This window comes from Pseudomonas sp. MBLB4123 (assembly GCF_051904775.1).
Classification (GTDB): Bacteria; Pseudomonadota; Gammaproteobacteria; order Pseudomonadales; family Pseudomonadaceae; genus Aquipseudomonas; species Aquipseudomonas benzenivorans_B.
The window spans coordinates 3011928-3032265 of record NZ_CP196711.1 but is presented as its reverse complement, the minus strand read 5'-3'; the positions used below and the strand labels follow the sequence as shown (position 1 = coordinate 3032265).

Here is a 20338-nt window from a genome sequence, read left to right as displayed (position 1 = left end):
TTGCATTCGTATATCCGGCCTGTGTTGGGCGCTATCGCCCTGGCCATTCTGTAGTTCGCGCAGCGGGGGCCAAGCGTTCAATCGATCCCTCAGATCATGATTGTTATCGGCCTTGTTCCGCTGCAGGACTCGCCTGTATGAGTAAGCCCACTCGAAAGCCATTGGTGTTGAGTGTGGTCGCCTTGTTCGCTTTCCAGCTGGCCTCGGTGTTCATGGCTTATGCGGCATGATCGATTTCCAGTGGTTGGGCGGCAGGTGCGTATAGGGCAACCGTTACGCGCAGTCAGCGGTCGTTATAAAGAACCGCTCAGTTGTGGCTTGGCCGGCGGCTCAAGTCTTTCGCGTCGCCCAGGTAGGCTATAGTCCATCCTCGGTTTATGGCTGTGCCTTGCATTGATCGAGGTGCAGTCAGGGAGTGGGTGATAGCAATATGGAGGCTGCTCATTGAAGGGGGCGAAAGAGTTCTGGGACAAAAGTGCGCCGCGCTACGCCAAAAGCCCGGTGAGAGACGAGGCGAACTACCAGAAGAAACTGGCGATTACCCAGGATTATTTCCGGCCGGACTGGTCCGTGCTGGAGTTCGGTTGCGGCACAGGCAGTACGGCAATTGTTCATGCGCCCCACGTCCAGCATATTGTCGCTACCGATATATCCGGCAACATGCTGGATATTGCGGCGCGCAAGGCAAGGGCGGCAGGTGTTGAGAATATCAGCTTCCAACAGGGCACCCTGGATAGCCTCGAACTTGAAGCGCAAAGCTTCGATGCCGTTCTGGGGCTCAACGTCCTGCATCTTCTCGATGATGTGGACGGGGCGCTCTCAAGGGTGCATGGCTTGTTGAAGCCGGAGGGTATCTTCGTGTCCAGCACTGCGCTGGTGGGAGAAATCGGTATTGTCTGGCGCGTGTTGATTTCCACCCTGCAGCTTCTGGGGTTCGCGCCTTATGTGAATCGTCTTGGCAAGCAGGCGCTTGTGTCTAAGCTTGCCGCTGCCGGTTTTAGCCTTGAGTACGAATGGCAGCCGGCTAAGGGGTCGGTTTTTATCGTTGCCAGGAAGTGCGCGTGATCGAGGGGCTCGCAACGAGGGGCTGGTCGTTGGGCCGGTTAGTCCGCCCACTCATCTAGGAGGAAAGATGTGTACTGCGAATTCGATAAGTGGGCCATCAGGCGCTGAGCTGGTCGATAAGAGGATCGCCGAGCTTGGCGGCTGGCGCGGCGAGACTTTGAGCCGGCTGCGGAATCTCATCAAGGAAGCGGACCCAGACGTCGCCGAGGGATGCAAATGGTTTAAGCCCAGCAACCCGTCAGGGGTGCCTGTTTGGTCTCACGCCGGGCTCATCTGCACGGGCGAAGCCTACAAGTCGAGAGTAAAGCTGACATTTGCCAAGGGGGCCTCGCTGCCTGACCCGGCCCAACTCTTCAACGCCAGCCTGGAAGGAAAAACAAGGCGCGCGATTGATATCGGCGAGGGCGAGGCCGTTGATGAGTGCGCATTCAAGGCGCTCATCAGCGCTGCGGTTGCCCTCAATACCTCGGGAAAAGCCAAGTAGCTTGGCGATGGGCTTTCTGGCAGGAGGCATCCTGCCGTGACCTAACCGTCATAGGCAGGAGCTGGCCAAGCGCACGAAGCGCTGTTCCAGGCCCGCTGTCGGTGCGGTTGCATGCATAGTTCGCGCGGCCCGGCCGTTGTCCGGTGGGACGTTCGGTGCGCGGCTGTGTAAGCGCCGGTCTCAGGTGTCGGTCGGCCGTTCGGCCAGGGCGGCGCGGCGGCCGCGTTTGAGGTCGACGCTGGCGAGGATCAGCAGGCCGAGCACGAAGTAGCCGCCGGTGATCAGGATCGCCAGGCGATGGTCGCCGCCGGACAGCCAATTGGTCAGGCCGTAGGTCATGGGGCCGAGGATGGACGAGAGCTTCACCGCCTGGCCCCACAGGCCGAAGAACTCGGCCAGACGCGTCGGCGGTGCCAGCAGGCCGACGATGGCGCGCCCGGCCGACTGGCTGGCGCCCATGCACAGCCCGGCGATGTTGGCCGCCAGCCAGAACAGCGGCGGCCCCTCGGCGGCCCAGGCCAGGCCGACCATCAGCAACCAGCCGAGCAGGGTCAGGGCCAGGGTGGGGCGGTGGCCGAGGCGGTCCTGAACGTAGCCGAACGACACCGCACCGAGCGAGGCGGTGATGTTAACCAGCAGGATCAGCAGCAGGGTGTCCTGGGTGGTGAAGCCCATGGCCTGGTCGGCATAGATCGCCGCCAGGGTGATCACCGCGGCGATGCCGGCTTGGTAGCAGAGGGTGCAGGCGAGAAAGCGCAGCAGGTCGCGGTAGCGCCCGGCCTCGCCGACTGTGCGGGCGAAGCGCCGCCAGGCTACCGCGGCGCTGTGTCGTGCGTCGGGCTGCAGTTGCGGGCGCGCGCGTTCGCGCAGGAACAGGAAGGTCGGCAGGCTGGCCAGGGCGAACAGCGCGGCGGTGATCAGCATGCACACCGGCACGAACTGCGCGGCGCTGTGGCCCTGACCCTGGGCCCAGGCGACATAGCCGAGGCAGGCGCCGAGGCTGACCAGGCCGCCGACGTAACCCAGACCCCAGCCCCAGCCTGAGACCCGGCCGATGGCGTCCTCGCGGGCGATCTCCGGGAGGAAGGCGGCGATCAGGTTCTCGCCGCAGCCGAAGCAGAAGTTCGACAGCACGATGAACAGCACGGCCAGGGCCAGGGCGCCGGGGCCGGCCAGGGCCAGGGCGGCGGTGGTGGCGACGCAGCCGAGGGTGCTGAGCAGCAGCAGGCGCTTCTTGCAGGCGAAGGCGTCGGCGTAGGCCCCCAGCAGCGGGGCGCCGAGTATCACCAGGGCATAGGACAGCGACAGGGCGCTGGTCCAGGCCAGGGTGGCCCAGTCGGCCCCGCCGGCCACCTCGGCGACGAAGTAGGCGCTGAACACCGCGGTGATCACCACCGTGGTGTAGCCGGAGTTGGCGAAGTCGTACATCGCCCAGGCCCAGGCTTCGCGGCGGGTCACGCCGCGGGCGAGGCTGGCAGGCATGGCGGGCCCTCCATGGGGCATCGCTGGCGTCGGCAGCGGTCGATGTGCCAAGCCTAGTCCAGGCTGCGGGCTCGGCGAGTATGGCTCTGGCTATAAGCCTGGGCCTGTTATGGGGCAGGGTTATTATCGTCGCCACCGGCCAGGGGTTATGGTGTACAGATGTGGGCCGTCGTCAACGACCGCCCGGCAAGTGAGGGGTCGCCGATGAGTCGCCTGCCTCATGCAACACCCGTCAACGCCGACGCCCCGGGGGCTGCGGAGAAGCTGCTGGGGATCGTCCGGCAAACCGTGCTGGAGCTGCGCCCCCATGCCGCAGAGGGCGCCCCCATCGGCCTGCACAGCGTCCTCGACCGAGACCTGGGCCTGGACAGCCTGGCCCGGGTCGAGCTGTGGTCGCGCATCGAGCGTGAGTTCGACGTGCGCCTGCCGGAGGCGCTGTTCGCCACGGCCGATACCCCCCATGACCTGCTCGAAGCCCTGCGCGCCCAGGCCGGCGTGGCGGTGGAGCGCGCGCGCGTCGCCGTCCCCGCGCGCGCCGCCGACGATGAGCAGGCCCATGCCCCGGAGCAGGCGCAGACCCTGATGCAGGTACTCGACTGGCATGTGCGTCGGCAGCCGCAGCGCTGCCATGTGCGCCTGCTGGGCGATGGCGATGAGGCGGAGGCGATCGGCTACCTGGCCCTGCAGCAAGGGGCCACGGCCGTCGCCGCCGGCCTGCAGCAACGCGGCCTGGAGGCCGGGCAAAGGGTGGCGCTGATGCTGCCGACCGGGCGCGACTTCCTCTTCGGCTTCTTCGGCATCCTCCTGGCCGGCGGCGTGCCGGTGCCGATCTACCCGCCCATGCGCCTGTCGCAGATCGAGGATCACCTGCGCCGCCAGGCCGCCATCCTCGACAATGCCGGGGCGAGCATGCTGATCACCGTCAGCGAGGCCAGGCTGCTGGCGCGCCTGCTCAAGCCGCAGGTGCCGAGCCTGAGGGAGATCCTCGGCGTCGCCGAACTGGCGGCGGATGGCGACCGCCTGCGCGCCGTGCCGCGTCGGGCCGATGACCTGGCCTTCCTGCAATACACCTCCGGCAGCACCGGCCAGCCCAAGGGGGTGATGGTCAGCCACGCCAACCTGCTGGCCAACCTGCGGGCCATGGGCACGGCGCTGCGGGTGAGCGGCGAGGACGTCTTCGTCAGCTGGTTGCCGATGTACCACGACATGGGCCTGATCGGCGCCTGGTTCGGCAGCCTGTACTACGGCTTCGAGCTGGTGTTGATGTCGCCGCTGGCCTTCCTCGCCCGGCCGGCGCGCTGGCTGCGGGCGATGCACCAGTACGGTGGCACCCTGTCGGCGGCGCCGAACTTCGCCTACGAGCTGTGCCTGAGCAAGCTCGAGGCGCGGGAACTCGAGGGGCTCGATCTGAGCCGCTGGCGCTTGGTGCTCAACGGTGCCGAGCCGGTCAACCCGGACACCCTGCAGCGCTTCGCCGAGCGCTTCGCCGCCTACGGCCTGGCGCCGACCGCGGTGACCCCGGTCTACGGCCTGGCCGAGGGCACCCTGGGCGTGGCCTTCCCGGCCCTGGGGCGCGGGCCGCGCGTCGACTGGGTGCGGCGCGAAGCCTTCCAGGCCAGTGGTCGCGCCCAGCCGGTGGAGCCTGGCAGCCCGGACGCGCTGCGTTTCGTCTGTTGCGGCCAGCCGCTGCCGGGGCACCAGCTGCGGGTGGTCGATGAGCAGGGGGTGGAGCTGCCCGAGCGCACCGAGGGCCATGTGCAGTTCAAGGGACCCTCGACCACCGCCGGCTACTTCGCCAACCCGCAGGAGAGCGCGCGGGTGCGCCATGGCCCCTGGCTCGACTCCCTCGATCTCGGCTACATGGCCGGCGGCGAGCTGTACCTCAGCGGCCGCGCCAAGGACCTGATCATCCGTGGCGGGCGCAACATCTATCCCTATGACGTGGAGACTGCGGTGGGCAACCTGCCGGGCCTGCGCAAGGGCTGCGTGGCGGTGTTCGGCAGCGGCGACGCGGCCAGCGGCAGCGAGCGCCTGGTGGTGCTGGCCGAGACCCACGAACAGGACGCCGAGGCACGGCGCGACCTGCGTCTGGCGATCAATCGCGTGGCCCTGGACCTGACCGGGGTGCCGCCGGACGACATCGTCCTGGCGCCGCCGCACAGCGTGCTGAAGACCTCCAGCGGCAAGATCCGCCGCGCCGCCAGTCGCGAGCTGTACGAGCGCGGCGAGGTGGGGCGGCCGCGCCGCGCGGTGTGGCGCCAGCTGTTGCGCCTGGGGCGTGCGGCCCTGCGCGCCCAGGCCGGGCGCCTGGGACGCGCGCTCGGCGCCCTGTGCTATGCCGGCTACTTCTGGGCGCTGCTGCTGGGCATCGCCAGCCTGACCTGGCTGGCGGTGGCGCTGATGCCGCGGCGCAGCTGGTGTCGCCGCCTGGTGCGGCGGGCGGCGCGGGGCTTCCTGCATCTGGTCGGGGTGCCGCTGCAGGTCAGCGGCCTGGGTCAGTTGCGCCTGCCGGAGGTGCGGGTGTTGGTCGCCAACCACGCCAGTTACCTGGACGGCCTGGTGCTGTGCGCCGTGCTGCCGCCGAGCTTCGCCTTCGTCGCCAAGCGCGAGTTGGCCGGGCAGTTCGTCGCCGGGCGCTTCCTGCGCCGGCTCGGCACCTGCTTCGTCGAGCGCTTCGACCCGCAGCGCAGCGCCGCCGATGCCGAGGCCCTGGGCGCGGCGTTGCAGGCCGGGCAGTCGCTGGTGTTCTTCCCCGAGGGCACCCTGAGCCGCGAGCCGGGGTTGCAGGCGTTCCGCATGGGCGCCTTCGTCCTCGCCGCCCGCGCCGATGTGCCGCTGTTGCCGGTGGCCCTGGGGGGCACGCGCATGGTGCTGCGCGACGGCCAGTGGTACCCCCATCGCGGCGCCGTACGGGTGGAGTTCTGTGGTCAGCTGCTGGCCGATGGTCCCGAGTGGCTGGATGCGATCAGGCTGCGTGACAAGGCGCGGGCGCTGCTGCTGCAACGGCTGGATGAGCCTGATCGGCTGCGCCTGGCCGCCTGACGGCTAACGCGGACAAGAAAAAAGCCCGCATCAGGCGGGCTTTTTTCGGGCTGTTGCGCGGTACTCAGTGGTGTTTGTGCTTCTTGTGTTTCTTATGTTTGTGGCCGTGATAGTGGCCGTGGGCGTCGCGGCGGCTGTCGTTGGCCATCTCGTTGCCCAGGGCGCCGCCGGCGGCGCCACCCAGGCCGGCGCCTATGGTCGAGCCGGTGCTGCCGCCGAGCTTGCCGCCGATCACCGAGCCGCCCGCTGCACCCAGGCCGCCGCCCAGGGCCGCCTCGGTCTTGTTGCCGTCGCGGGCGGTGATCACGCCGCCGGCCGCGCCGCCGAGGCCGGCGCCGACGGCCGCACCGGTGCTGCCGCCGACCTGCTGGCCGATGACGTTGCCCAGGGCGCCGCCGATGCCGCTGCCGATGGCGACCTTGCTGCTGTCGCCGGCGAAGGCGGCCGGGGCCGCCAGGGCACTGAAGGCCAGTGCGGAAAGGAGTGTGCGCATAGGATCGTTCTCAAATGGCTAATGGGGCAGGAGCGGCGGTGTGCCGCGCTCCCGTGGGATCAATCGTCGTGGTCGTGACCGCGGTGCCAGCCGCGATGCTTGTGACGCTTGTGGCGGTGTTTATGGCCGTGGTGATGATCGCGGTAGTAGCGGCGGTCGTCGTGGTAGTGGCGGTGATCGTCGTCGTAGCGGCTGCGGTCGCCGTAGTAGTTGCCCAGGGCGCCGCCGCCGCCGCCACCGATCGCGGCGCCGATCAGGCCGCCGGTGGTGCCGCCGACCTGCTGGCCGATGACGTTGCCGCCGGCGCCGCCCAGGGCGCCGCCGATGGCTGCCTCGGTGCGGTTGCGTCGGTTGGCACCGACCACGCTGCCGGCCGCGCCGCCGACCCCGGCGCCGATGGCCGCGCCGGTGTTGCCGCCGACCTGCTGGCCGACCACGGCACCCAATACCCCGCCCAGGGCACCGCCTATACCAGCTTCGGTCGTGCCGGCGAACGCCGCACCGCTGGCCAGGCTCAGGGACAACAGGAGGATCGAGGAATACTTCATGACGGGCAGTCTCTCCATGTAAACATGGCCGCGATCCTCGGGCCGCCGCGAGGCGCGCGCAAGTGCCGGCCGACGAGCTGCACGACTTTGCTCGCAGTTGTTAAATATTTGTTTTTTGGGGAGAACTTCGCCGACAAGCCGGGGTCTGAGGCTTCTTGGTCGAGCCTGAAAGCGGCCGCTTCACCGGCCTCATGTGCTGGCGCTTTGCCCGTTGCCGCGGCCGGCTATCGCCGCCCTTGGCGCGTATCCGGCGCTCGGTTCAGGGCTGCAGCCACAGGCTGGTGTCCCGGGGCGGCAAACCCGGCGGGGTGGGGTAGTCGATCGGCAGCCACCGCCGCTCGTGCAGGCGCGCCAGTTCTGCCAGGTGGCCGAAGTGGCGCAAGAACAGCTCGCGGAAGCTGCCGTCGGCGCGGATCGAGGCCAGGCCCTCGGCGAAGCGTTGCCTGAGGCGCCGGTCCTCGCGGTTGAAGGTGAAGAACACCGGCAGGTCGTAGACCAGGGCCAGGTTCGGCTCGACCATCAACTCGGGGTAGCGCTCGGCATTGGCCTGGAGCTCCTGCCAGGCCTCATGCAGGCCGCGGTGGTAGTAGTCGAAGCGGCGCTTGGCGAGCATCGGCAGCAGGTTTTCCGGGTGGGCGATGCCGACCACCGGCAGGCGATTGCGGGCGAACAGGGCGAAATCGCCCCACTGGCGGCCGAAGCCGCCCCGCAGTTGGCGCAGGTCGTCGAGGCTGCGCACCTGGGCGAAGCGCTGGGCGTCGGCCCGATGGATCAACAACACCCGGTAGCCGAGCATGCCGTTGTGCAGGTCGAAGGGCAGCACGGCGAAGTCGCGCAGGCGTTCTGCGGTCGGCGGCACGTAGGCCAGGTCTACCAGCCCTTGGCGCAACAAGGCCAGGCAGCGTTTCTGCGAGGGGTCGACGCCCTGGCGTGGGGTGATGCGCCGTTCGCCGTAACGCCCGGCGGTGCGGGCGAGAATCAGGTTGGCCAGTTCGATGCGGTAGGCGTACTTGCCGGGTTCGGTCTGGCACACCCGCAGTTCGGACTCGTCCTGGGCGAGTGCGAGGCGGGCGCAGCAGAACAGGGCAACGGTCAGCAGCCAGCGACGGCTCATACGTCCGAGCTCGTGATTGAGGGGCGCGGATTGTACCCAGGGCACCGTCGCCACGCCCATGACCGGCGGTCGCTGCGGGCTTTTACAGCAGGCTCTCCTTGCGCCACTGCTCCAGCGCCTGGGGCAGCGGCAGCACCTCGCCGGGGCGGCTCAGGGCGTAGCCGGGCAGCTGGGCGATGCGCGTCTGGAACTCGGGGTTCTGCAGCACCCTGAGCAGGGCGCCCATGGCCGGCAGGCCGAGGCTGTCTTCGTGGCACAGCAGGCAATAGTTCTCCCGGGCCATGGGGATGAAGGTCAGGCCGAACTGGCGCGCTGCCGCCTCGACGCCGAAGCCGGCGTCGGCCATGCCGCTGGCGACGAAGGCGGCCACGGCGGCGTGGGTGAACTCCTCGTTGTGGAAGCCGTTGATCGCCGCGCTGTCCAGGTCGTCGCGGCGCAGCAGGCTCTCCAGCAGCGTGCGCGTGCCCGAGCCCTGCTCGCGGTTGACGAAGCGCAGGTCGCCACGCAGCAGGTCGGCCAAGCCCTGCACCCCGTGGGGGTTGCCGGGGGCGAGAATCAGGCCCTGGGTACGCTCGACGAAGGTGATCACCCGCAGGTCCGGGCGCAGCCAGGGTTGGATGCGTTTCAGGCTCAGGGCGCCGAGGGGGCCGACCGGCACATGCAGGCCGGCCACCTCGCAGTCGCGGCGGTGCAGGGCGATCATCGCCTCGCTGCCGCTGCGAAATTGCACCTCCCACTGCCAGCTGGGGTCCTGCTCCAGCCACTCGCGCAGGGCCGCCACGGCGAAGCCGTGACTGGCGAAGATGCGCAGCCCCGGGTTGCTGGCCTGCAGCACCCGGTTGAGCTCCAGCTCCAGTTCGCCGGCCAGGTTGTCCAGTTGCGGCGACAGGCGCGCGCGGATGCGCTGGTCGGCCCACAGCAGCTTCTCGCCCAGCGGTGCCAGGCGCGCGCCCTTGCCGCGCTCCAGCTCGATCAGCGGGCTGCCGAAGAATTCCTGCCACTTGCCCAGCAGGTTCCAGGCGTGGCGGTAGGAGTAGCCGACCCGCGCCGCGGCTTCGGTCAGCTTGCCGGTGTCGTGCACCGCCTGCAGCAGGGCCAGGCCCTGGGGGTCGAGGCTGCTGCCGTCGCTCTGGTGGAAGCGCCAGCGCGGTTGGATTTCGATGCGGATCATATGCTCAGGGCTTCATATTTGATCGAGGGGGAGCCCATGGTACTTTGCGTTATCGGGCCTGTTCTGCGTCCGAGTATAAGAACTTTATTTCATATGTGGCGAGCCGTAAGGCGAACGCCAGAGATAACCGGCCCATAGACCGTGAATGGACCGCGTCATCTCCCCGACAGCACCGGCTAAGCCTGCCGGCTGGAGCATCGCACATGGCCACTCTTCCCCAGCGCTTCGACCCCGAACAGTGCCAGGCCGTTACCCGTGAGGTACTGGCCGCCCACCGGGGCCAGCCCGGCGCCCTGTTACCCATCCTTCACGACATCCAGGACCGCCTCGGCGCCGTGCCGCCGGATCTGCTGCCGTTGATCGCCGAGGAGCTCTGCCTGTCGCGCGCCGAGGTGCACGGGGTGGTCAGCTTCTATCATGACTTCCGCGCCACGCCGCCCGGTCGCCAGCACCTCAAGCTGTGCCAGGCCGAGGCCTGCCAGTCGATGGGCGTCAAGGCCCTGACCGCCGAGCTGCAGGACAAGCTCGGCCTGGCGCTGGGCGAGACCCGCGAAGACGGCAGCCTGACCTTCGAGGCGGTGTACTGCCTGGGCAACTGCGCCTGCGCACCCAATGCCATGCTCAACGGCGAGTTACATGGCCGTGTCGATGCCGAGGGTCTGCTGGCCCTGCTGGAAGAACAGGAGGCCCAGGCATGAGCCAGGCGAACAACACTCAAGGCACCCTGACCCTCTACGTGCCGCGCGACGCCACCGCCCTGAGCCTGGGCGCCGACCGGGTGGCCCAGGCCATCGCCGCCGAGGCCAAGGCGCGCAACCTGGACATCAAGCTGGTGCGCAACGGCTCGCGCGGGCTGTTCTGGCTCGAGCCCCTGGTCGAGGTCGCCACCCCGGCCGGCCGCGTGGCCTATGGCCCGGTCAAGGCCAAGGACGTGCCGGGCCTGTTCGACGCCGGCTTTCTCGAAGGCAAGGAGCATGCCCTGGGCCAGGGCCTGACCGAGGAGATCGACTACCTCAAGCGCCAGGAGCGCCTGACCTTCGCCCGCGCCGGCATCACCGATCCGCTGTCGCTGGAGGACTACATCGCCCACGACGGCTACCGCGGCCTCAAGCGCGCCCTGGGCATGACGCCCGAGGCCATCGTCGCCGAGGTCACCGAGTCCGGCCTGCGCGGCCGTGGCGGCGCGGCCTTCCCCACCGGCATCAAGTGGCGCACCGTGCTCGGCTGCCAGGCCGAGCAGAAGTACATCGTCTGCAACGCCGACGAAGGCGACTCCGGCACCTTCTCCGACCGCATGGTGATGGAAGACGACCCCTATGTGCTGATCGAGGGCATGACCATCGCAGGTCTCGCCGTCGGTGCCACCCAGGGCTACATCTACCTGCGCAGCGAATACCCCCATGCCGAGGCGGTGCTGCTCGAGACCATCGGCCGTGCCACGGCCGCCGGCTACCTGGGCGACGACGTGCTCGGCAGCGGCAAGGCCTTCCACCTGGAGCTGCGCCGCGGCGCCGGCGCCTACATCTGCGGCGAGGAAACCGCGCTGCTGGAGAGCATCGAAGGCAAGCGCGGCACCGTGCGGCCCAAGCCGCCGCTGCCGGCCATCGAGGGCTTGTTCGGCCAGCCGACGGTGATCAACAACGTGATCTCCCTGGCCTCGGTGCCGATCATCCTCGACAAGGGCGGCGCCTACTACAAGGACTACGGCATGGGCCGCTCGCTCGGCACATTGCCGATCCAGCTGACCGGCAACATCGCCCGCGGCGGCCTGATCGAGAAGGCCTTCGGCGTCACCCTGCGCGAGCTGCTGTACGAATACGGCGGCGGCTCGGCCAGCGGCCGGCCGATCCGCGCGGTGCAGGTCGGCGGCCCGCTGGGCGCCTACCTGCCGGAGTCGCAGTTCGACACCCCATTGGACTACGAGGCCTTCGCCGCCCTCGGCGCGGTGCTCGGCCACGGTGGCATCGTGGTGTTCGACGACACGGTCGACATGGCCGACATGGCCCGCTATGCCATGGAATTCTGCGCGGTGGAGTCCTGCGGCAAGTGCACCCCGTGCCGGATCGGCTCGACCCGTGGCGAGGAGCTGCTCGAGCAGATCATCGTCGCCCGTTCCGAAGGCCCGCAGCCGGGTCGCATCGAGCTGCTCAAGAGCCTCTGCGACACCATGCTCGGCGCCTCGCTCTGCGCCCTGGGCGGGATGACCCCCTACCCGGTGCTGAGCGCCATCAACCACTTTCCCGAGGACTTCGGGGTGTCGCCAGACGCCACCGAAGCCCGCTGATCCGGAGGCACTCTCATGGCCCTGTATCGTGAACTCGACTATGGCACCCCCGCCCGTACCGGCGCCCCGGTAACGGTGGAAATCGACGGCCAGCCGGTCACCGTCCCGGCCGGCACCTCGGTGATGCGCGCCGCCCAGGAGGCCGGCATCGCCGTGCCCAAGCTGTGCGCCAGCGACAGCCTCGAGCCGTTCGGCTCCTGCCGCCTGTGCACCGTGGAGATCGAAGGCCGCCGCGGCTATCCGGCCTCCTGCACCACCCCGGTGGAGCCGGGCATGAAGGTGCGCACCCAGAGCCCGAAGCTGGCCGAGCTGCGCCGCGGCACCATGGAGCTGTACATCTCCGACCACCCCCTGGACTGCCTGACTTGCTCGGCCAACGGCAACTGCGAGCTGCAGGACATGGCCGGCGTGGTCGGCCTGCGCGAGGTGCGCTACGACCCGGTGAAGACCCACCTGGCCGAGGCCAAGGACGAGTCCAACCCCTATTTCAGCTACGACCCGGCCAAGTGCATCGTCTGCAACCGCTGCGTGCGTGCCTGTGAGGAAGTGCAGGGCACCTTCGCCCTGACCATCGACGGTCGCGGCTTCGACTCGCGGGTCGCCGCCAGTCAGGACGAAGACTTCATCGACTCGGAATGCGTGTCCTGCGGCGCCTGCGTGAACGCCTGCCCGACCGCCACGCTGATGGAGAAGTCGGTCATCGAGATGGGCCAGGCCGAGCGCAGCGTGATCACCACCTGCGCCTACTGCGGCGTCGGCTGCTCGTTCAAGGCCGAGATCAAGGGCAACGAAGTGGTGCGCATGGTGCCGAACAAGGACGGCCACGCCAACCACGGCCATGCCTGCGTCAAGGGCCGCTTCGCCTGGGGCTACGCCACCCACCCGGATCGCATCAGCACGCCGATGATCCGCGACAGCATCGACCAGCCCTGGCGCAGCGTCGGCTGGGACGAGGCCATCGGCTACGCGGCCGAGCGCTTCAAGGCCATCCAGGCCAAGTACGGGCAGAACGCGGTCGGCGGCCTGACCTCCTCGCGCTGCACCAACGAAGAGGCCTACCTGGTACAGAAGCTGGTGCGCGCCGCCTTCGGCAACAACAACGTCGACACCTGCGCCCGGGTCTGCCATTCGCCGACCGGCTACGGCCTCAAGGTCACCCTCGGCGAGTCGGCCGGGACCCAGGACTTCGACTCGGTGCTGGCCGCCGACGTGGTGCTGGTGATCGGTGCCAACCCCACCGACGGCCACCCGGTCTTCGGTTCGCAGCTCAAGCGCCGCCTGCGCGAGGGCGCCCGCCTGATCGTCGCCGACCCGCGCGGCATCGACCTGGTGCGCAGCCCGCACATCAAGGCCGACCACCACCTGCAGCTGCGCCCGGGCACCAACGTCGCCCTGCTCAACAGCCTGGCCCATGTGATCGTCAGCGAGGGCCTGGTCGACGAGGCCTTCGTCGCCGAGCGTTGCGAGCGTGATGCCTTCGAACAGTGGCGCGCCTTCGTCAGCGAAGAGCGCAACAGTCCCGAGGCGCTGGAGGCCACCACCGGCGTGCCGGCCGCCGAGGTGCGTGCGGCCGCGCGGCTGTATGCCATCGGCGGCAACGCGGCGATCTACTACGGACTGGGCGTGACCGAGCACAGCCAGGGCTCCTCCACCGTGATGGCCATCGCCAACCTGGCCATGGCCACCGGCAACATCGGCCGCACCGGCGTCGGCGTCAACCCGCTGCGCGGGCAGAACAACGTGCAGGGTTCCTGCGACATGGGCTCCTTCCCCCATGAGCTGCCGGGCTATCGCCACGTCTCCGACCCCGTGGTGCGTCCGCAGTTCGAGGCCGCCTGGGGCGTCAAGCTGCTCGACGAGCCGGGCCTGCGCATCCCCAACATGCTGGCCGCCGCCCATGCCGGTACCTTCAAGGGTATCTACATCCAGGGCGAGGACCCGGCGCAGTCCGACCCGGACACCCAGCACGTCACCGACGCGCTCAAGGAAATGGAGTGCGTGGTGGTGCAGGACCTGTTCCTCAACGAAACCGCCAAGTTCGCCCACGTGTTCCTGCCGGGCGCTTCCTTCCTGGAGAAGAACGGCACCTTCACCAACGCCGAGCGGCGCATCTCGCCGGTGCGCAAGGTGATGCCGGCGCTGGCCGGCAAGGAAGACTGGGAGGTCACGGTGGCGCTGTCCAACGCCCTGGGCTACCCGATGAACTACACGCACCCGTCGCAGATCATGGACGAGATCGCCAGCCTGACGCCGACCTTCACCGGGGTCAGCTACGCCAAGCTCGAGCGCCTGGGCAGCATCCAGTGGCCGTGCAACGACGAGGCGCCGGACGGCACGCCGATCATGCACGAGGAACAGTTCGTGCGCGGCAAGGGCCGCTTCATGGTCACCGAGTACATCGCCAGCGACGAGCGCACCTCGCGCAAGCGCCCGCTGATCCTCACCACCGGCCGTATCCTCTCGCAGTACAACGTCGGCGCCCAGACCCGGCGGACCTCGAACAAGGCCTGGCACGCCGAGGACATCCTCGAGCTGCACCCGGTGGATGCCGAGGACCGCGGTATCCAGGACGGCGACTGGGTCGGCATCGACAGCCGCGCCGGCGAGACGGTGATGCGCGCCAAGGTCACCCAGCGCATGCAGCCGGGGGTGGTCTACACCACCTTCCACCACCCGGAATCCGGTGCCAACGTGATCACCACCGACAACTCGGACTGGGCGACCAACTGCCCCGAGTACAAGGTCACCGCGGTGCAGGTGCGCAAGGTCGAGGTGCCGTCGAAGTGGCAGCAGGAGTTCGAGGCCTTCACCAAGGAGCAGGTCGAGTTCCTGCCGCAGATCAAGGTGACTCAGCTCTGAACCTGTAGCCGGGGCGGCCGTAGCGGCCGCCCCTTTCCTCTCACCGCCAGACCCTAACGGGGGCTTAGCAGATGGGCATGAACGCCACGCAACTGATCAAGATGGCCAACCAGATCGGCGCCTTCTTCGCTTCCCAGCCGAATCCCGCGCAGGCCCGCGCGGATTTCGCCCACCACCTCAAGAAGCAATGGGACCCGCAGATGCGCACCGCGCTCTACGCGCATATCGACGCCACCGGCGGCGAGGGCCTCAGTGCCTTCGTCCTGGAGGCCATGCAGGGTGAGCGCCAGCAGATCGAGCCGGTGGCCAGGAGCGCCTGAGCGGCGCCGTGGTCTACCGCGTCCGGACTCCGTCGAGGCGAAGACCCTGGTCGCCCTGCGCAGTCCGCTGCGCGCACAGAACAAAGCCCAGCCTTGGCTGGGCTTTGTTCTGTGGGGCCAGGGGGGCGAGTTTACCTATTGCTCCGGTGTGACAGGCGCGGGCACCCTGTTACTCACCGACGGAATGCTCTGCAGGTAGGCATAGATCGCCGCCAGGTCCTCGTCGGTCATATTCCGGTACACCTGAATGGGCATGGGCGGCAGGACCGCTCGGCCACGCCCCAGGCGACGGCCGGTGCGAATGGTCTCGATGAAGTTGCGCTGGGTCCACTTGCCCAGCCCCGTTTCCCTGTCCGGCGTCAGGTTGGCCGTGAAGCTGACCCCCCAGGGGCCGGCATAGGCGGTGTTGCTGGCCGCGATGCTGACCAGCCAGGGGCCCTCGGGAAACTTCGGCGCGGGCGGCATCTGCAGCGACTGGGGATGGCCGGACAGGGCGCGGCTCATGTCCGGCGCCGGACCCTCCGGCCCCATGACCCAGGGCGTATGGCAGTCATGGCAGCCCGAGGTGTCGACCAGGTACTTACCGCGGGTGACGCTGGCCGTCGGCTTCTCGGCATGGGGCTGGGTCCCGTCACTTGCCGCCAGCGCGCCGCCGGTGAGGAAAGCCAGGTACAGCGCCGAGGCGCGGTGAAGCACTGCGCGTGCGATTCTCATGGTTGTTGCTCCTGTAGGAGTGGAAGTTCGTGCACGATCCACCGCTCGAGCAATGCGGTGGCTTGGGCGTCCGTCCGCGCCGTGCCGAGCGGAGGCATTTGCAGTAGCGGATTGCGTGAACGCATCCTGGCCAGGAGCAGGCTGCGGGCCGCGTCACCGGGGACGATGCGGGTGTCCAGCTGGTTCAAGGGCGACTCGCTCGGCCGGCCCAGGGTCGTTCGCAGGCTGCGTTCGGCGTCGGCGGCCGAGCCGGTGCCCTGGTTCAGGCTCAGCTCCAGCAACGCCAGCGGCCCGGAGGCGTTATGGCAATGGCCGCAGTTGCCGTGCAGGTAGCCCAGCGCGGCCCGTTCGCGCGGCGACCTCGCCGCGATGCGCGGCGGCCGGTCGAGCAGCGCCTGCGGCAGGTCGCGCAGCAGCCCGCGCGACAACAGCCCGCGCAGGTCGACCGCGTCCGCCGCCGGGGTATCGGCATGCAGGGCCAGCCCATCCCGCTCCGGCGACAGCTGCAGGGCGCTTAGCCCCAGCACCGGGGACGGGCCGGCCTCGTGGCAGGCGCGGCAATCGTCGCGCGAGGGCACGGCGTACCGCCCTCCCGGCGCCGCGGCGACGTCCAGCGACGCGCCGCTGGCCGGGGCCAGCGTCGCGTCCCGGCCATCGGCCTGCCAGACATAGGTCGCGTAGCGCCAGGCGCCGTCCGCCAGCCGCTCGATCAAGCGCGTCTCGACGGGGCGCCCGGCGTAGGCGAACTCCTTCCACAGCCGCGTGCCCTCGGGGAACGCCCAGGCATCGGCGCTCGAGGCATCGATGGCCGAGCCCGGCGGCAGCGACAGCCAGCGGCGTTTCCCGGCGCCGTCGGACCACAAGGGATACTGTGGCGCGAAGGCCAGCAGGCCGGGGGCAATCGCGCGGGAGCCCGGTGCGAACAGCCCGGTGTCGCTGAGCCGCGCCGGTGGTTCGCCCGCCGGCTCTGCCAGGCTCGCGCCCGGCGCAAGCGCGAGCGCCACGACGAGCGCGGCGAGCCGCCCGGGCATTCCGGCCCCCCGCGGCATCGACCAGCGCCGCCCGTTGCGGTGGCGAGCGCCGTCGGCTCCGACCTCGGTGCACTGGCTTGGGCTCATGGCGGCGTTCTCCACGTTCGTCGGGTTCTGCCGGCCAGCGTCTTCGTACCGGCCAGGTGGGCGCACTGTATTGGCACGCGGCGCAGGGATAAACGGCGATACACTGAACGGATGATTCGCCGATTCGGAACAATGAGATGGACCAGCTGGCCTGCATGCGGATCTTCGTGAGGGTGGTCGAGCACGGCGCCTTCGTCCGTGCCGCCGATAACCTGAGCATGTCCCGGGCTTCGGTCACCACCGCCGTCGCGCAACTGGAACAGCACCTGGGCGTGCGCCTGTTGAACCGCACGACCCGGCGACTCGGCCTGACCGAGGAGGGCCGCGCCTTCTACCAGGATTGCGTGCGCATCCTCGGCGAAATCGCCGAGGCCGAAGACAACCTGTCCAGCGTGCGCGCCCAGCCTCGCGGTCGGCTCCGGGTGTCCGTGGCGCAATCCTTCGTGCACCTGGCGTTCTTTTCCAAGCTGGCGCAGTTCATGGCGAGCTACCCCGACCTCTCGGTGGACGTGGTCATCACCGATCGCCTGGTCAACCTCGTCGAGGAGGGCATCGACTGCGCCCTGCGTAGCGGCAGAATCCCAGCGGACGCCGATCTGGTCGCGCGCAAGCTGACCAGCGTGCGCTGGCTGACCTGCGCGGCGCCCAGCTATCTCGCGGGACCTGGTACGCCGGCGCGCATCGAGGACCTGCGCCGGCACGACTGCATCCAGTTCGTGTCGCCCTCGACCAGGCGCGGCTGTGATTGGCAGTTCGACGACAACGGCAAGCTGGTCGCCTTTACCCCTCGTGGCCGGCTGCGGCTCACGTCCCTGGACGCCACCATCTCCGCGGCTATCGCCGGGCTGGGGGTGGCCTATGTCCCGGAGCCGCTGGTGCATGGCGCCATTCTGAGCGGCCAGTTGCAGGCCTTCCTGACTGAGCATTCGCTGGAGGCCCTGCCGCTGACGCTGGTCTATCCAGGCAATCGCTACCTGCCGGCGAAGGTGCGTGCCTTTGCGGAGTTCTTCGAAAAGGCCTATCCGCAGGAGGGCGCGTGGCCGAGCATCGCGGCGGCAATGGAGCAGGGCAAGACGGGCACGGGGGACGCCCAGTAGCCGGGCCTGCGTCCAGGCCAGGGCCGCGCATGGCCCACCGTTGTCTTCGGCCGGACTGGCTGCTCGCGGCGCGGGCCGGTCGCTGCGCTGCGGTTTAAGCCGACCTGTCCCCTTGCTACCGCTAGCGCCGCGACGCGGTCCCTAGGGCGCGCCAGCCGCGCCGGCAAAGTGCGGGCCTATGCGCCGCAAGATCAGCTCGGCGCGGGCCGACAGCGGCCATTCCGCACGGTGCAGTAGCCACAGGGTATCGACCACGGCAGGTGTCCCCTCCATCACCTGGATGGCGTCCTGCCGGGGGAACGCCAGGCGCGCGTAGCGCGGCAGCACCGTGAAGCCCAGGCCGCGGGCCACGGGCTCGAGGATCAGGCCGATCTGGTTGGTGAAGCCGTGGCAGGGCAGGCCGCGCACCCCCGGGTTGCCGGGAAAGCGCCGGCTGAGCAGGCGCCCGGCCATGGCCTGGCCGTCCGGGTGGTCGATGAAGCCCAGGCGCTCGAGGTCGGCCCAGTCGCCCACCCGGGCCCCGGCCGGCACCACCAGCTCCAGCGGCTCCTCGGCGAAACGCCTGACGCGCAGGCGCGGCTCGTCCGGCCTGAGGGTGACCAGGCCGAGCTCGAAGCGGTTGTCCAGCACCGCCTCGAGCACCTCCTGGTCCGGGGCGAAGCGGTGGCGGATGCGCAGGCCCGGATGGGCCCGCTGCACCTCGAGCAGCTGGGGGTAGAGCGCCAGGCCGATGCTGCCCGGGCTGATCAGGCCGACCTCGCCGCGCTCGGCGTCGGCCGCCGACAGGCGCCGCTGCAGGCGCTGGTCGGCGGCGCCGACCTCGGCGCAGTAGTCGAGCAGGGCCTGGCCGGCGGGGGTCAGTTCGAGCCGGCGCGGGCGGCGGATCAGCAGTGGCCCCAGGCGTTCCTCCAGGCGCTGCACGTGCTGGCTGACGGCGGCCTGGGTCAGGTCCAGGCGCTCGGCGGTGCGAGTGAAGCTGCCCCGCTCGGCGAGGGCGGCGAAGGTGCGCAGCCATTGCGGATTAAGCATAACAATCTCTTATCGAAATCATAATCTTGTGATTATTTTGATTATGACCAGGCGTGCCTAGACTGGCCACTCGTCACTCACCAGGAGGTTCTCCGATGCCCAGCGTCTACCCGCGCAGCTTTTCCCATATCGGCCTGTCGGTCACCGACCTCGATGCCGCGGTGAAGTTCTACACCGAGGTCATGGGCTGGTACCTGATCATGCCGCCGACCACCATAGGCGAAGACGACTCGGCCATCGGCGTCATGTGCACCGACGTGTTCGGCGCCGGCTGGGGCTCGCTGCGCATCGCCCACCTGTCCACCGGCGACCGCATCGGCGTGGAGATCTTCCAGTTCCGCAACGCCGAGAAGCCGCAGGACAACTTCGAGTACTGGAAGAGTGGGGTGTTCCACTTCTGCGTCCAGGACCCGGACGTGGAAGGCCTGGCCGCCAAGGTGGTCGCCGCCGGCGGCAAGCAGCGCATGCCGGTGCGCGAGTATTTCCCGGGGGAGAAGCCGTACCGCATGGTCTATATGGAAGACCCCTTCGGCAATATCCTGGAGATCTACAGCCACAGCTACGAGCTGACCTACTCCGCCGGCGCCTATGGCTGAATCCGACTGAGCGGGTATGGGGCGACGCTCAGCGAAGGCGGCTGCTTATCGCTCCGAGGCGGGCGCCGGGCTGTAGACCCGCGGTGCGCTGTGGTGCGGCAGGTGGATCAGGTTGAGGTGGTGGCGGCGTGCCCACTGCACGGTGAGGCTGGTCGGCGCCGACAGGCTGACCAGGGTGCCGATCCGCGCCCGCACCGCCTTGTGGATCAGCTCCAGGCTGCAGCGGCTGGTGACCAGGGCGAAGCCCTGGCGGGGGTCGATGCGCTCGCGCAGCAGGGCACCGATCAGCTTGTCCAGGGCGTTGTGGCGGCCGATGTCCTCGCGGCACAGGCGGATCTCGCCGTTGCCGTCGACGAAGGCCGCGGCATGCAGGGCACCGCTCTGCCGGGCCAGGCGCTGGAACTGGCCGATGCGCTCGCGCAGGCCCTGCACGTGCGCGGCCGGCGGCAGTGGGCTGCTGGCCAGCACGTCCAGCTGCGGCAGCGCCTGCTCCAGGGCCTCGACCCCGCACAGGCCGCAGCCGCTGGTGCCGGCCAGGTTGCGCCGCTGCTGCTTGAGGGCCCAGAAGGCACGGCTGCTGATCTGCACCTCGGCGCTCAGGGCGGCGCCGGCGCGCTTGACCTGGATGTCGTAGATGTCCTCGAGGGAGTCGACCAGGGCGCCGCTGAGGCTGAAGCCGGCGACGAAGTCTTCCACCGCCGAGGGCGAGACCATCATCACCGCGTGGCTGATGCCGTTGTAGCTGATGGCCAGGGCGCACTCCTCGGCCAGCACGGCGTCACCCGGCTGGGCGGCGGCGTCCAGTTCGACATAGGCATAGGCGTGCCCCGACGGGTTGGCGGCGGGGGGCGGGGTGGAGGCGGCGCGCGGCATATCGGGCGGTCCGTTGGGTTAATGGGCCTAGCCTAAGCCCCAGGGGCGC

General features: G+C 69.2%; 18 protein-coding genes. 9 read left to right on the top strand and 9 right to left on the bottom strand.

Features of this window, described 5'->3' with window-relative positions:
• Positions 1-444: 444 nt before the first annotated feature.
• Together ACSX1C_RS13965 and ACSX1C_RS13960 are read left to right on the top strand one after the other, a co-directional pair.
• Complete coding sequence (locus tag ACSX1C_RS13965; RefSeq protein WP_439886624.1) at positions 445-1065, top strand: class I SAM-dependent methyltransferase; 621 nt, start codon at positions 445-447, stop codon at positions 1063-1065.
• Between the two features lie 67 nt (positions 1066-1132).
• The gene (locus ACSX1C_RS13960; protein ID WP_318644658.1) at positions 1133-1549 is read left to right on the top strand and encodes a DUF1801 domain-containing protein; all 417 of its coding nucleotides are present in this window, start codon (positions 1133-1135) and stop codon (positions 1547-1549) included.
• A 180-nt stretch (positions 1550-1729) separates the two neighbouring features.
• Here the strand turns inward: ACSX1C_RS13960 and ACSX1C_RS13955 are convergent, their stop codons facing one another.
• A complete protein-coding gene (locus tag ACSX1C_RS13955; RefSeq protein ID WP_439886623.1) occupies positions 1730-3031 on the bottom strand; it encodes an MFS transporter in 1302 nt (433 codons plus the stop codon).
• 204 nt (positions 3032-3235) lie between these two features.
• Here ACSX1C_RS13955 and ACSX1C_RS13950 point away from each other — a divergent pair, with 204 nt between their 5' ends.
• A complete protein-coding gene (locus ACSX1C_RS13950) occupies positions 3236-6073 on the top strand; it encodes an AMP-binding protein (RefSeq protein ID WP_439886622.1) in 2838 nt (945 codons plus the stop codon).
• A 64-nt stretch (positions 6074-6137) separates the two neighbouring features.
• Here ACSX1C_RS13950 and ACSX1C_RS13945 read toward each other — a convergent pair whose 3' ends face one another.
• From ACSX1C_RS13945 to ACSX1C_RS13930, 4 genes are all read right to left on the bottom strand, one after another.
• On the bottom strand, positions 6138-6566 hold the full coding sequence (locus ACSX1C_RS13945) for a glycine zipper domain-containing protein (protein ID WP_439886621.1): 429 nt from the start codon (positions 6564-6566) through the stop codon (positions 6138-6140).
• Between the two features lie 59 nt (positions 6567-6625).
• The gene (locus ACSX1C_RS13940; RefSeq protein ID WP_439886620.1) at positions 6626-7114 is read right to left on the bottom strand and encodes a glycine zipper domain-containing protein; all 489 of its coding nucleotides are present in this window, start codon (positions 7112-7114) and stop codon (positions 6626-6628) included.
• 259 nt (positions 7115-7373) lie between these two features.
• A complete protein-coding gene (locus ACSX1C_RS13935) occupies positions 7374-8228 on the bottom strand; it encodes a substrate-binding periplasmic protein (RefSeq protein ID WP_439886619.1) in 855 nt (284 codons plus the stop codon).
• Between the two features lie 82 nt (positions 8229-8310).
• A complete protein-coding gene (locus ACSX1C_RS13930; RefSeq protein ID WP_439886618.1) occupies positions 8311-9399 on the bottom strand; it encodes a substrate-binding domain-containing protein in 1089 nt (362 codons plus the stop codon).
• A gap of 203 nt (positions 9400-9602) precedes the next feature.
• Between ACSX1C_RS13930 and ACSX1C_RS13925 the strand changes: the two genes are divergently transcribed.
• The 4 genes from ACSX1C_RS13925 to ACSX1C_RS13910 all read left to right on the top strand — a co-directional run bounded on the left by ACSX1C_RS13925 (position 9603) and on the right by ACSX1C_RS13910 (position 14862).
• Positions 9603-10097 (top strand): formate dehydrogenase subunit gamma, encoded by a 495-nt coding sequence (locus ACSX1C_RS13925; protein WP_439886617.1) that lies wholly within the window; start codon positions 9603-9605, stop codon positions 10095-10097.
• Complete coding sequence (locus ACSX1C_RS13920) at positions 10094-11683, top strand: formate dehydrogenase beta subunit (protein WP_439886616.1); 1590 nt, start codon at positions 10094-10096, stop codon at positions 11681-11683. Before ACSX1C_RS13925 ends, ACSX1C_RS13920 begins: the two co-directional genes overlap by 4 nt.
• A 15-nt stretch (positions 11684-11698) precedes the next feature.
• Complete coding sequence (gene fdhF, locus ACSX1C_RS13915; RefSeq protein WP_439886615.1) at positions 11699-14542, top strand: formate dehydrogenase subunit alpha; 2844 nt, start codon at positions 11699-11701, stop codon at positions 14540-14542.
• A gap of 77 nt (positions 14543-14619) precedes the next feature.
• Entirely contained in the window at positions 14620-14862 is a 243-nt protein-coding gene (locus ACSX1C_RS13910; RefSeq protein ID WP_318644668.1) for a formate dehydrogenase subunit delta, read from the top strand.
• A gap of 135 nt (positions 14863-14997) precedes the next feature.
• Here ACSX1C_RS13910 and ACSX1C_RS13905 read toward each other — a convergent pair whose 3' ends face one another.
• Positions 14998-15576, bottom strand: a complete 579-nt coding sequence (locus ACSX1C_RS13905; protein WP_439886614.1) for a c-type cytochrome — start codon at positions 15574-15576, stop codon at positions 14998-15000.
• Entirely contained in the window at positions 15573-16694 is a 1122-nt protein-coding gene (locus tag ACSX1C_RS13900; RefSeq protein ID WP_439886613.1) for a hypothetical protein, read from the bottom strand. The genes ACSX1C_RS13905 and ACSX1C_RS13900 overlap by 4 nt, the downstream gene beginning before the upstream one ends.
• 137 nt (positions 16695-16831) lie before the next feature.
• On the opposite strand from ACSX1C_RS13900, the gene ACSX1C_RS13895 reads away from it, so the two are divergent.
• Positions 16832-17791: a LysR family transcriptional regulator gene (locus ACSX1C_RS13895; protein ID WP_439886612.1), complete on the top strand. Its 960-nt coding sequence runs from the start codon at positions 16832-16834 to the stop codon at positions 17789-17791.
• A gap of 141 nt (positions 17792-17932) precedes the next feature.
• Here ACSX1C_RS13895 and ACSX1C_RS13890 read toward each other — a convergent pair whose 3' ends face one another.
• Positions 17933-18820, bottom strand: a complete 888-nt coding sequence (locus tag ACSX1C_RS13890; RefSeq protein ID WP_439886611.1) for a LysR family transcriptional regulator — start codon at positions 18818-18820, stop codon at positions 17933-17935.
• Positions 18821-18915: 95 nt separating this feature from the next.
• Here ACSX1C_RS13890 and ACSX1C_RS13885 point away from each other — a divergent pair, with 95 nt between their 5' ends.
• Positions 18916-19416, top strand: a complete 501-nt coding sequence (locus tag ACSX1C_RS13885; protein WP_439886610.1) for a lactoylglutathione lyase family protein — start codon at positions 18916-18918, stop codon at positions 19414-19416.
• A 45-nt stretch (positions 19417-19461) separates the two neighbouring features.
• On the opposite strand, the gene fdhD is transcribed toward ACSX1C_RS13885, so the two are convergent.
• Complete coding sequence (fdhD, locus tag ACSX1C_RS13880; RefSeq protein WP_439886609.1) at positions 19462-20289, bottom strand: formate dehydrogenase accessory sulfurtransferase FdhD; 828 nt, start codon at positions 20287-20289, stop codon at positions 19462-19464.
• Positions 20290-20338: the final 49 nt, after the last annotated feature.